Source organism: Viridibacillus sp. FSL E2-0187 (genome assembly GCF_038006425.1).
GTDB lineage: Bacteria > Bacillota > Bacilli > Bacillales_A > Planococcaceae > Viridibacillus > Viridibacillus arvi.
On record NZ_JBBOVG010000001.1, the window covers coordinates 3,796,027 to 3,809,046 of the forward strand.

Below are 13,020 nucleotides of genomic sequence, written 5' to 3' on the forward strand. Positions count from 1 at the left end.
AACAAAACAAGCCAAAGAAAAAAAGCTATTAGATAGTTTCGAACACTACATAATAGCTTTTAATACTTATTGTCGTTATACCTGCTAGCTTGATATTTTTTCTCCACTTTAAGCCACACAAATACAATTATTTATATAAATTACTTTTCAAAATGATAGCGACCGTTAAATAAATCAAATGTGACTGGTTCTTTAGCTCCTGAGAAGTTAACTTGGAATGGACATTCTCCTAGTTCTGCTAATACTTTTGCAACAACTCCCTCTCCAATAGGGCTAGCAAAGTATAAGTCACCGCCAGCTAATGTAAGAACCTGTACAATAGCATTCAACTCCGGATCGACATACGCTTCTGCAACCTCTAACCCTAAATATCGAGACCATTTTTCAGCAGTTTTTTCAGCATCTATGACTGCAAAAGTAACACCTGCAAAGTCCAACTTTTCTGGTTGCTTTCCAATGACTCCTTTTTCAACTTGCTCCTGTCTACGCTTATCATCATTATCATCCCATTGAATAATAAATGGCAATTGAAGAGAGTCATTTTCTTCTCCAACGTATAGTAATTGCCAGCTAATAATACTGCCATCTGGTCGTTTTCTGTTCATTGGTACTGGACCATTTACTGATAAACCTTGCTCTTTTAAACTTTTTGCTACCCCTTCAATATCCGTTGTGCGAGCTGCAAATCTTACGAAACCTTCTTTGAATTTGTTATTTACTACTGTTTCAATAAGACTGTGATGTAAATGTTCTGCCCCTGCTACTAGCTCCCTATCGTATGTACCAAGGTACTCTATATAACTTAGATCAAAGTAGCTAAGCGCATTGTACGTTCCTCGCCCTTCATGAACGCCTCCTTCAACAGCGTGAATTCCTTTATTTTTTAATAATGTTATTACTTCTTTTGGTTCATCTACAAAATGTACTAAGTGATCAAAAGATAATGTCATGTTCAAATCCCCTTATTTAAATAAATAATGTGAAACGATTTTCACAAAAGCTTTCTCTATTGTTAATAACGCTCTTTCATCAAAGTCGAATTTCGGATGATGATGTGCAAAATGAGTTCGTTCATCGTCATTGCGTGAGCCTGCTTTAAAATAAGTACCTGGTTTTTCATTTAAAAAATACGCGAAATCCTCTCCACCCATTGACGGTTCAAATTCAATTACAGAATCTGTACCGAATTCCACTTCAAATAATTCTTTCACAAGCTCTGTTTCAGTTGGATGATTGTAAAGGGCTGGATAGCCATGTAAATAATCAATTTCATATGTTGCATGTGCTGATTCCGTTACTCCTTTGACGATTGAGTAGATTTCTTCTTTTACCTTATTACGAACTTCATCCGTCATTGTACGAACCGTTCCTTCAATAATTGCCGAGTCAGCAATAATATTAAAAGCACTTCCTGCGTGGAATACACCAACTGTCACTACCGCTGCATCAAATGGATTTAAGCGACGACTGACAATTTTTTGCAACGCTCCAACGATTTCACTACCTACAACAATTGAGTCGATGGACTGCTGTGGTTTCGCACCATGGCCTCCTAATCCTTGAATTTTAATCGCGAATTTATCAACGGCAGCCATTTTAAAACCATCCCCAACAGATACCTTTCCAACAGGTGAACCTGAATCTAAATGCGCACCAAATACATAATCGACATCCTTCAATACTTCTTCTGCAATCATGAATTTCGCACCACCAGGAGGTTTTTCCTCCGCATGTTGGAAAATAAAAATGATATTACCGTGCAGATGCTCTCTGTAATGACTTAGTGTTTTCGCTGTCGCAAGTAATGCGGTCGTGTGTCCATCATGACCACATGCATGCATGACACCCTCTTTTTGAGATTTGTATGCAACTTCTTTTAAATCTGTAATAGGTAATGCATCAAAATCGGCTCTTAAAGCGATTGTTTTACCTGCTTGATCTCCTTTCAAAATACCAATTAAACCATTTCCTCCTATCCCTTTTTTCACCTCTAAACCGAAGCTCTCAAGTTTTTCTGCAATAAATTTTGCAGTTTCATATTCTTCAAAAGATAACTCTGGATGCTCATGCAAATATCTCCTCCATCCAACAATTTCATCAAAACCTTGATCTATTTCTTCATAAATTGTAGTTAAAAGTTCTTTTTGCGTTATCGCACTCATTCAATATTCCTCCCTCAATTTATACCTTTAATTCAAATTGGTTTACTTGTATTTGAGTTAAATTTTTTTCTTAGGAAACTTTTCATTATATGCTTTATAAATTTATTTCATGATAATAAAAAGTCGATTTCTCTATTTCATTTAGAGAAATCGACTTGGTATGTAAGTCCATTCTCATCTATCAAGTCTTTAATCAACTTGCTGGAAGTAGCACCTTGCTTTAATAGCGGTTGCTGAGATATCACAGGGCCAGTCCCTCCATCTCTCTTGATAAGAAAACCTATTGAATTAGTAGTAATTAAAATCATGTTACGCCAATCCATTAAAAATTGCAATAATTTTCCTGCGTTTTTCTAAATCAATACGGCGCTTTCTGATAAAAATAATTTGGTGTTTTGCGTTCATTGTCATATGGTTTATGGAATATATGCGTTGTAGCCGGTGATAATGGTGGAATAAGCCATGTCCAATTCCCTGTTACGTCACGCCCTGCATTTTGTTCATTGGATTCGAAGCGTTTGAATTGTTGTGCTGCTGTATGGTGATCTACAATGCTCACTTCATCTTCTTTATACGAATATAAAACTGCCGCATTCAATTCAACTAACGCACGGTCTTTCCATAAAGAAGAATTTGAAACTGTATTTAAACCCATCTTTTCTGCAATTGTCGGTAGCATATTATATCGATAGTCATCCGCTAAATTACGTGCACCAATTTCAGTTCCCATATACCAACCATTAAAAGGAGCAGCTGCATATGTAATACCACCAACTTCTAATTTCATATTCGAAATCATCGGTACTGCATACCACTTCAGACCAAGGTCCTTAAACCACTCAAACTCAGGGTGTCGGATTGGAACTTCCAATATATACTCTGCTGGAATATCGAATAATTGCGGTTCTCTTTCTTCAACTTGAATAACAAGTGGTAAAATATCAAATCTACCACCTTGTCCTTCCCAGCCAAGCTTCTCACATTTCTTCGTAAACTCCACCGAATCCGGATCTCCCACAATGCCATCTGGCGTTTCATAACCAGCATAGCGGATTAATTGATGATTCCAAATACGTACATTACGTTGAGAGAAAATTGTAATCGTCGGACGGATTCGACCACCGTTTGTTGCAAATTCAATATGCTCTAGAAGTCCTTGAAAAATGTCTTGCTCACTTGTTAGTTCGCGCTGATCAAGCACTTGCAACGTTTGCCAAAACAAACGACCAATACATTTATTACTATTACGCCAACCTACTTGTGCACCAAATTTCAGTTCATCTATTGTATGTTCATAAAATCCATTCTCTTGGATATCATGTTCTACTTCAGTTAAACGTCTTACTAATTCCTCTTCAGATCGCTCTGTTTCCGAATAATACAATTTTATAAAATCAATAGCCTCATTTAACATCGCATAGTTCCTCCTGTCACCACTCGACTTCCTAACTACCATCATAGAAGAATTGATTTCCATCAGACAAGGCATAAGACTTAAATAATGTGGTGATTTTGTGGCAACTGCCATTTTTGACGTAAAATGAATGAGTAAAGACTATATAAATAAAAAAACTCCCCTTATTCAATACATAATAAAAGGACTATTAATGGTATAAAACCAATTAATAGTCCTTTTTCACTATGCTTTTTTAGTTCTTCTGTTAAACAATATCCATGATCCGAGTAAGATAGCTGCGCCCCCTACAAGCAGTGTCCATAATTGATACTCTGACCCTGTTTGAGGTAGCGAACTACTTTCATTAGCACCCTTGATATCACTTGGTTTCTTTGGATTGTTAGAATCGTTTGGTTTGTTTGAACTTTCCGATTCAACTGTTGTTTCTTGATCATTTGGTTTATTTGTGTTGCTGTTGTTGTTTGTGTTGCCCGGTTTACCTGGTTTACTCGGCTCACCTGGTTCGCCCGGTTTACCTGGGTTGCCTGGCTCTCCTGGGTTACCTGGTTCTCCTGGGTTGCCTGGCTCTCCTGGGTTACCTGGTTCTCCTGGGTTACCCGGTTCTCCTGGGTTACCCCCGCCACCACCTGTTGAAATTCTGATATTAGTTTTTTCAACTAGTATAGTTTTTTCCTGTTTCTCAATAATTTCGAATTCTACTGGTGTTTTGTCTAACTTATAACCAGTAGGTGCTTTAGTTTCGATAAGCTGATATTTCCCAACTAGTAAATCTTTTAAGTTAATTTCACCATTGTCGTCTGTTGTTAATTTTTCAACATCTATTCCTGTAACAATTTCAAACACAGGATTGCCATCTTTATCTACATCACTTGTTTCTTTTCTTAATTCGAAAATTGCTCCTTTAAGTTTTAAGGTTTTGTTCGAATTATACTTCGTTAATTCAACAGAGCGATTTGTCTTACTGTTTTCAATCGTTACTTTTTTTGTATTTCCATCTGTTCCTGCTTCTTTTTCTGAATCAAGCACAACTGTTTTTTCAGTAGAATCAAGAATATAATCTGTGTGAGCTTTTGTTTCTTTTAGAGTGTAGCTGTCATATGGCAAATCTTTAAATTCTGCAATTCCATTTACAGTTGTCTGTTTCATTTTAATAGAACCATCTTTATTGGATAGTTCAAATTCTACGCCGTCTATAAAAATAGAATTATCAGCAGCATCCACTTTTGTGATAACAATATTACCTTTACCACGTTTGTTTGTAACAGGTACTTCTGTAAACGTAATTTGATCTTTTGAAATACTAAAATTATGTTCTGTTGTGTCTAGTATATAAAAATCAGGTGCTTTTGTTTCAACTAAGCGATAATCTCCAGGTTGAAGATCTCCAATTTGGATTTCTCCATCTTCATTCGTTGTTAAATCTTTTAATTCATTACCGTCTTTATCTTTAACTATTTCATCCTGATCTTTGTATAATAATTTGAACTTGGCACCTTCAAGAAATGCTCGGCTATCTGCATCTTTTTTAACTAATTTAAAGGCATTCAGTATTTTTTTGTTCTTAATCTCACCAACATTTGTTGAAAACGATTTGATTTCAACACTTATACCATCTTTTACAATAGCGCTAGATGCATCCAATAAATATCCCTCTGGTGCTTTTGTTTCTTTTAGTGTGTAAGTACCGTATTTTACATTTGTAAATTTCGCGATACCATCTTTACCAGTTGTTGCTGTAGCAACTTCGTTATTCCCCACGTAAAGTTTGAATTCAGCACCTTCTAAGAGCTTGCCATCAGCTTCATCAACTTTCTTAACCTCTAACTCACCTTGTTTAATGTTAGTTACAGTGTGTGTGGTAACTTCTGTTTGATTTTTTTCAACTGTAAAGTCAACTGGTGTTTTATCTAACCAATATTCATCTAAAGCTTTTGTTTCAATAAGCTGATATTCTCCCGGTTCAAGTCCATCAACGTAAATTTTACCGTCATTTTTAGTTATTAATTTTTCATAGCCAGAAACAACATCAAATTCTCCTGCTTGATTTTTAACATGAAGTTCAAACTCAACGCCGTCAAGCGGCTTACCATCATGTGCATCGACTTTTGTTAATTCGATTGCTTGGCGTATTTTTTTGTTTGTAACTGTGTATATTTGTACGTAATCCGGAATTGAAGAATCGTATTTTAATGTAATCTCTTGACGATTATTCTTCAAGTAGCCTTTTGGAGCTTCAACCTCTTTTAACCAATACTTTCCTTCTCCTAGTTTAACTGGAAAAAGTAATTCACCGTCTTCATTTGTTACGCCTTCAGTAAGTTTAATATTATCTTTATTATATAGGGCGAATTTAGCTCCTGGTAATAAATCACCTGTAACGTTATCTACCTTTTTAAGCTGATAAGGTACTTTTTTTGTAGAGCCAGATCCACTGAACCAATAATTGAATTTTTTCTCTTTTTCTTCTTTGGTTCCATTACTAATACCATCATAAGTTAGTGTTGCTTCGTTTTTTACTTCTTCATTAGGTGCACCTAAGAAAATTGATTGATATTCTATATAGTAAGATTTTGTAATTGGTTGATCGAAAGTAAGTGTAAATTTACCTTCTGTATTATCAACATTTACAGTGTAGATTCCATCTACTAAATTTTTTGTTTCAACAGGATTTCCAGCTTTCATCTCTCCTGTTAAAGAGACTTCATACACTTTAAATGAATCTTCTAAGATAAGCTGGTTTGGATTTCCATCAGCATCTTTTCCTACAATATCTTCAATCTTTACATTAGACAATTTAGATTGTCCGTAGTTTAGTTTCAAATTCCAATCAATTCGAGCTGTTGAATTGAAACCTGCTCCATTTTTAGTAAGTGTTTCATTTGTATGAGCTACTGTTACTTCATCGCTCCATTTAGCATTTGAAGTTGTTCCATCTAGTAATTCAGCTTCATTTTTAATTTTCACATTGCCATTTGTTACAGGGAAGATGCCATCTGCATCTATAGTTGTATAAGTAATTTCATATGCCTCTGTAATCTTGCCAAGAGCAATTACAAAAGCATTGTCTCCGTTTGGAGTAATAATTGGTGTAATCGGTTTTCCATTCGGAGTAACAGTACCATTTGGATTAACGATTACCGGTTGTACGACGATACTCTTTATATCTACTTTTTGTCCTTCTGGTAATGTATCTTTAAATACAGCATCATTTAGTGTGTTTAAGTTGAAGTTGATACCTACTCTCCACTTAAACTCTTTTGTTTCATAATTGTAAACACCGTTTTTATAACCATTCGCTGTTTGTTTATTATCAATAGAAGCCTCAGCTGAGTCTTCAGAACTATATTCCTTACTTCCACTTTCCCACTTTATATTAGCGGTATTTTTATATGTTCTATCATTGCTACCCGCGTCTTTAATCTCATAATCTGTTGTATATTTGATAGTGAATGATTCAGTAATTGGTCCTGTTACAGTGAAAGTAAATCCATCGGCGCCTTTATCTGTAAATGTATAGTCTTTTTCATCTAAACCAATTACTTTCAATGAACCTTTTTTATATTTCATACCCTGTCCAGCATACGTATCAGTAATAGTGATATTTTCCATAGAATATGAATCTTTGTTCACCACGATTTCCCAATCCATTGTTTTGTCTTGATAGTTCGTAGTTATAGCCTTTTTGTCGATGGCAGGATTACCGTATTTAAAGCTTCCTTGATTACTACCATTTGTACCATTCTTATTATCTTCTCTTGTTATAACATTACTTACTTTACCACTGTCTTGTAAGTAATCTGTCCTAACTGTTTTATACTTAATTTGATAAGGTTCTTTTACTTCTTGGTTAAACGTTAATGTATAACCTTTACCATCAGCTGCAAGTTCTATTTTATACAAGTTGGTAGCTATTGCATTACCTTGTTCGTCATAAACTTTTACATCTGCCGCATTGTCAATTTTATGGTTTCCTGTAATTTTGTCCTTAAGTATAGCGTCTTTTTGCGCTATTGTTTTACGGTTGTAGTTATATTTTACAGTCCAATCTGCACTTGCACCGTATTCCCCATTTTGGGAAACTGATTTTTCTAAAGGTGTACCGTATTCAACTTTCACGCTACTATTTGTAGTTTTCCCATTAATTGTAGCTGTATTTGTGTAATTTTCTGCTCCCTTGTCAGTCTCTCCAAGATCTGTTGTATACGTCACTCGATAAGCTTTTTTTGGGTCTGGAAGAGTAAGAAATAGTTCACTCTTTCCTGCATAGTCAGGTATTGAGCTAAACGAAATTTCTTCTCCCGGCGTAATTTCACCTTTAGCATTTACATTTAACTCGATCACTTTTAGTGAATCCTTTTTGTACGTGTGGCCACTACCTAACTTATCTGTAAAATTAGCCTCAGTTAAATTAGCTAACTCGGTGTTGATATCGACTACCCAATCAATGGAATTACTACTCTTACCCCCATTTTCAGCTGTACCTTTTTTGGTAATCGCTTGCCCAGTTTTAGGTTTGAAATTCAATTTAATTATTTCTTGACCTGGTAATTTCAATTCATATTCTATATCCGTATTAGTCTCGCTATATTTCGCTCCAACAGAAAATTTAGCGTTCTCTATTTTAATCCCTTGATTCGCATCATCACGAATCGAACCATTAAATGTAATGACTACTTCGCCATCTACAATTGTAAAAGTACCTACTGACCCTACATTTCCAGATCCAGATATATTCGCAAAAATCCCTGGTAAAGCATATGTTAATTTTGATCCTTCACCAAAGTTATGGTCGGCTTCCATTTTGATATCAAAATCCAATGTTACTGAGTCGCCATTTTCAGGCTGGTAATTAGTAATCATTGTGATATCTTCCTTACCTCCACCTGGTTTGTCTACTAGAACTGAGATCTTATTTATATGAGAGACTGGAACTTCGCTTTCAAATTCAGAAGATGTAATGTTATCTTTCTCAGTTAAATCAGCTGAAGATTCGTCATCTCCCTCAACGGATTTCCCCTCTATATCATTATCTTTTCCAACTGATTTCTTTTGATCAACAACTTTTTTAGTTGTCTTGTCAGTAATATCCTTTATCAACTTCACATCTTCTTCAACATTCGAAGTCTTTTCCTTTGTTGTTGATTCTTGTGGTATGCCGACAACTTCAAATGAACCTGAACCACCATTTTCTTGTTTAGGTAAGATTGTTACGTTAATATGCCCATCTGTTGTTACAACATATGACCCTATTTTTTGTTCTCCTATTAATAAATCACTAGTTTGTTCCTTTTTTACTTTAAAATCGCTAGGAAGCGAGAATTTATATATTTTACTCTCTGCTTCATTTCCCGCTTTGAAATCCCATTTCACTACTGCCTTTTCAGCATCGATTACTTCGACATTTGCTGCAAAGTTCTGACCACTTTCAGCACTTGCAATAGATGCTAGTGGAGTTATAAAAGTTTGTAAGACTAGTAGAAAAACTAACGATATAACACTAATTTTTTTCATGAGTTCCTCCTTATTAAATATCCTAATGTTTTATTTTTAAATTACATTTCAAACTACTCGATACTATTACTTCTTTTTAGTCCATTCAGTCCGAACTAATTTTTCGAGTTAAATATTACATTATCTACCGATATATAATCATTTAGAATTTTTCTAACTCGCTAGAAACATTTAACTCAAATCCCCCCAAAGACTAACAATCACATCAATCTTCTAAGTAGCCTATAAACACCTATTTATTTACAATCAAATACTTTTATTTCTAATAAATGGAAGTTGATTTTTTAGAAATATTCTATGTAAATTTAACTGTGTGGACTAAGCAAAATCTAAACTTGATGGATACATAGGTATAAAGAGATATATCATTTTAATAAAAGATATTTTTTTGAGTTTTTTCCCCACCTTTTAATAAATAACTTATTTTACCAAATTATAAGCCACATTTATATTACCATAAAGGTAGTGTTTAACAAGTAAAAAGTATATTATTAAATATTATATTTTTTCTAAGTATTCTATTTCTTTAATCCTTATGAGTTCACTCCAATTAATTCCATTACTCCCCATTTTTCCATTCCGCTTCATTTTATTAAAAATCTAATAGAAAATAATCTACTTCATTAGCAAATATATAAAACTTGTTAGTGGTTGATAACTCCCTTCTATAGCTATCTAGAGTCAGTACACCATTGCGATTTCAAAAAACTGTCACACTATCTTGGTCATAAATTATTTATGATTAAAATATATTAATGGAATAAGGTTCATTCGAAAAAACTAATAAGAGTCTACTTATTAGTTTGATCATAGTGAATTATCTCTTCATATTTTCAATCTATTACTACAAATAATAGAACTATAATACGCAGATTATTTGAGTTCCATATTATTCTTATTAAATTATAGTGATTGTAAATTTTTAGTCGATATTCATCTATTTATTCCATTTTGATCATTGTATGTTCCTATGGATTATACGAATAGAATTATTAAGGCATGTCTGTTCATCCCTAAACAATGTTTTCAATTAGCTATTAAAAATATAACGAGTTGATAATAATAATTACACTAATGTGCAAATCATTCTTGAATAATACCTTAAATGAAAAATATCAATTTGAAATAAATTATTTGTAAATAAATCTTTAATGCTTTAAAAAATCAAATACATTCATTGTACTTTTTGATAATTTTTCGAACGTTTTACACTATCTTTGTAGTGCTTACAATTCAATTAGCTAAATTCTGAAAAAACAATAACTATGAAAAAAAGTAGACTTTTGTAATTTTATAGACCTCTCACTCTATACCCTTTTTTATAGAATATACTTAAAGATATAAATTCCTTAAAGAGAATCATTATAATTTACTTTCATCTAGCAATCTGTTATATTAGTTTTGAAGAGTTCAATTGAGTTCAAAATAGGAGGCACAACATTATGACAAATGATAATAATAAAAAGTTAACAACTGCTGCCGGCGCACCAGTCGTTAGCAATACCAACTCTATGTCTGCAGGTAAACGTGGACCCCTTTTACTGCAAGATGTATGGTTGATCGAAAAATTAGCTAATTTTAACCGTGAAGTTATTCCAGAACGTCGTATGCACGCTAAAGGTTCAGGTGCATTTGGTACTTTCACAGTAACTCACGATATTACTAAATATACAAAAGCTGCTATCTTCTCTGAAGTAGGTAAAAAAACAGAAATGTTCGCTCGTTTTTCTACTGTAGCTGGTGAACGTGGTGCTGCAGATGCTGAACGTGATATACGCGGATTCGCATTAAAATTCTATACAGAACAAGGTAACTGGGATTTAGTTGGTAACAACACTCCAGTATTCTTCTTCCGTGATGCAATGCACTTCCCTGACTTGAACCATGCTGTTAAACGTGACCCGCATACTAACATGCGCTCAGCTAATAACAACTGGGACTTCTGGACAAACTTGCCTGAAGCATTACACCAAGTGACTTATGTTATGGGTGACCGTGGTATCCCAACTGATTACCGTCATATGCACGGTTTCGGTTCACATACGTATTCAATGATCAACGCTGATAACGAACGTGTATATGTGAAATTCCACTTCACTTCACAACAAGGTATTAAAAACTACACAGACCAAGAAGCTGCTGAAGTAGTTGCAAACGACCGTGAATCTTCACAACGTGACCTATTTGAATCAATCAAAAAAGGCGATTTCCCTAAATGGAAAATGTCTATCCAAGTGATGACAGAAGAACAAGCTCGTAACCACCGTTACAATCCATTTGATTTAACAAAAGTATGGTACAAATCAGAATTCCCATTAATTCCTGTTGGTGAATTTGAATTAAACCGTAACCCAGCTAACTACTTTGCAGATGTAGAACAAGCTTCATTCGCACCATCTAACGTAGTTCCTGGTATTAGCTTTTCACCAGACCGTATGTTACAAGCTCGTTTATTCGCTTATGCAGATGCTGCTCGTTACCGTTTAGGTGTAAACAATACATCTATCCCTGTTAACGCACCAAAATGCCCAGTACACAACTTCCACCGCGATGGACAAATGCGTGTAGATGGAAACTTAGGCAGCACATTGCACTATGAGCCAAACAGCTATGGTCAATGGCAAGAACAACCATCATATAAAGACCCTGCATTAGCACTTGATGGACCAGCAGATATCTATGACTTCCGCGAAGATGATGACAATTACTTCGAACAACCAGGTAAATTGTTCAACATCATGAGCCCAGAAGAGCAACAACGTTTATTCGAAAATACTGCTCGTAACATGGAAGGTGTTGAGTTCTTCATTAAAGAACGTCACATCATTCACTGCTACAAAGCAGATCCAGCTTATGGTACAGGTGTTGCCAAAGCAATGGGCATCGATATCAACGACATTGATGTAAACAAAGAAATTCAATATCGCTAATATTACGAAGCCTCGTTTAGCTACTCATGCTAAGCGAGGCTTTTTTACTTTTTAACTACTTATCCACAATTTACTTAATTATTTTGAATATTCTATGCACTTATTAACAGAATTGGTGTATAACTTTGTCTAACCTGTGGATAGTATCATTTTCCTACCAAAAAGTTATCCACAAAAAAACAACTCTTCACGTAAAAGAGTTGCTGTTTATGCTCAAATAAATTATTTAACTTCATATTTTATATGTATTACCTATATACAAAGTAAGACCGATCTGTATATTACAACAGTCACTGTAATACAACTTGCGAGTGTTGTTACTAAGACAGTTTGGCAGTTGCTTCAGGTTCAACATTATATTCTAAAGCTAAAGTCGAACTGTTAAGAGATATCAGAAATGGACTAACAATTTTAATAGCGACTGTATAAGAATTACTGCATATATTCACATATGTATTATATAGCTCATCAAAAAGGGCATCCACATATTACATGGATGCCTGATAATTAAATAGTGTGATTTTCTTCTAATATACGAGTAAATTCTTCCAATGCTGCTTCTTCATTCATAGTACTAAACCAACGATATGATTCAGAGTCTAAAATTCGATAGTGGTTACTTAAAATATTTCGTTGCAAACGATATCCTTTATCCTCTTGAATTGTACGCCACCAGACATGCCCGCCCATAGTTCTTTCTTTAGGACGTGCAATCACGTCATGCGCTGTTAGTTCCACTACTTCCATCGGATCGCCACCCATTGCATTTTGTAAAATTGAACTTTCTCTAAATAGGGCACATAGTGCAACTGTTGTTGTCCAGCCACATGGGGTTCGTTGTTTTTCGATTTGAACAAGTGTTTTTTTTGAAATACCTAATACCTCAGCCATTTTATCCTGAGTATAGTTATTTTCCGTACGTACTAACTTAAATTTCTCAGTAACGATACTAATGATTTTTTCTTTATCCATACTTATCACCCTTATTTGTTTCTTTTAG

Annotated in this window: 6 protein-coding genes and 1 riboswitch; of the genes, 1 reads left to right on the forward strand and 5 read right to left on the reverse strand. The window is 34.5% G+C overall.

Features of this window, described 5'->3' with window-relative positions; genetic code table 11:
- Positions 1-140: 140 nt before the first annotated feature.
- From MHH85_RS18410 to MHH85_RS18425, 4 genes are all read right to left on the reverse strand, one after another.
- Complete coding sequence (locus MHH85_RS18410; RefSeq protein WP_340708011.1) at positions 141-950, reverse strand: VOC family protein; 810 nt, start codon at positions 948-950, stop codon at positions 141-143.
- 12 nt (positions 951-962) lie between these two features.
- A complete protein-coding gene (locus tag MHH85_RS18415; RefSeq protein ID WP_340708012.1) occupies positions 963-2,162 on the reverse strand; it encodes a M20 metallopeptidase family protein in 1,200 nt (399 codons plus the stop codon).
- 171 nt (positions 2,163-2,333) lie between these two features.
- A riboswitch (SAM riboswitch) is annotated at positions 2,334-2,439 on the reverse strand.
- An 81-nt stretch (positions 2,440-2,520) separates the two neighbouring features.
- Entirely contained in the window at positions 2,521-3,576 is a 1,056-nt protein-coding gene (locus MHH85_RS18420; protein WP_340708013.1) for a nitric oxide synthase oxygenase, read from the reverse strand.
- A gap of 225 nt (positions 3,577-3,801) precedes the next feature.
- Positions 3,802-9,090 carry a SpaA isopeptide-forming pilin-related protein gene (locus tag MHH85_RS18425; protein WP_340708014.1) on the reverse strand — a complete coding sequence of 1,763 codons (5,289 nt, stop codon included), beginning with the start codon at positions 9,088-9,090 and terminating at the stop codon, positions 3,802-3,804.
- A gap of 1,442 nt (positions 9,091-10,532) precedes the next feature.
- Here MHH85_RS18425 and MHH85_RS18430 point away from each other — a divergent pair.
- Positions 10,533-12,020 (forward strand): catalase, encoded by a 1,488-nt coding sequence (locus MHH85_RS18430; RefSeq protein WP_340708015.1) that lies wholly within the window; start codon positions 10,533-10,535, stop codon positions 12,018-12,020.
- Between the two features lie 507 nt (positions 12,021-12,527).
- Here MHH85_RS18430 and MHH85_RS18435 read toward each other — a convergent pair.
- On the reverse strand, positions 12,528-12,992 hold the full coding sequence (locus tag MHH85_RS18435; protein WP_340708016.1) for a helix-turn-helix transcriptional regulator: 465 nt from the start codon (positions 12,990-12,992) through the stop codon (positions 12,528-12,530).
- Positions 12,993-13,020: the final 28 nt, after the last annotated feature.

Coding starts and splice junctions, on each gene's coding strand:
- MHH85_RS18410 (WP_340708011.1), bottom strand. CDS start 950: ATGACATTATCTTTTGATCACTTAGTACATTTTGTAGATGAACCAAAA.
- MHH85_RS18415 (WP_340708012.1), bottom strand. CDS start 2,162: ATGAGTGCGATAACGCAAAAAGAACTTTTAACTACAATTTATGAAGAA.
- MHH85_RS18420 (WP_340708013.1), bottom strand. CDS start 3,576: ATGTTAAATGAGGCTATTGATTTTATAAAATTGTATTATTCGGAAACA.
- MHH85_RS18425 (WP_340708014.1), bottom strand. CDS start 9,090: ATGAAAAAAATTAGTGTTATATCGTTAGTTTTTCTACTAGTCTTACAA.
- MHH85_RS18430 (WP_340708015.1), top strand. CDS start 10,533: ATGACAAATGATAATAATAAAAAGTTAACAACTGCTGCCGGCGCACCA.
- MHH85_RS18435 (WP_340708016.1), bottom strand. CDS start 12,992: ATGGATAAAGAAAAAATCATTAGTATCGTTACTGAGAAATTTAAGTTA.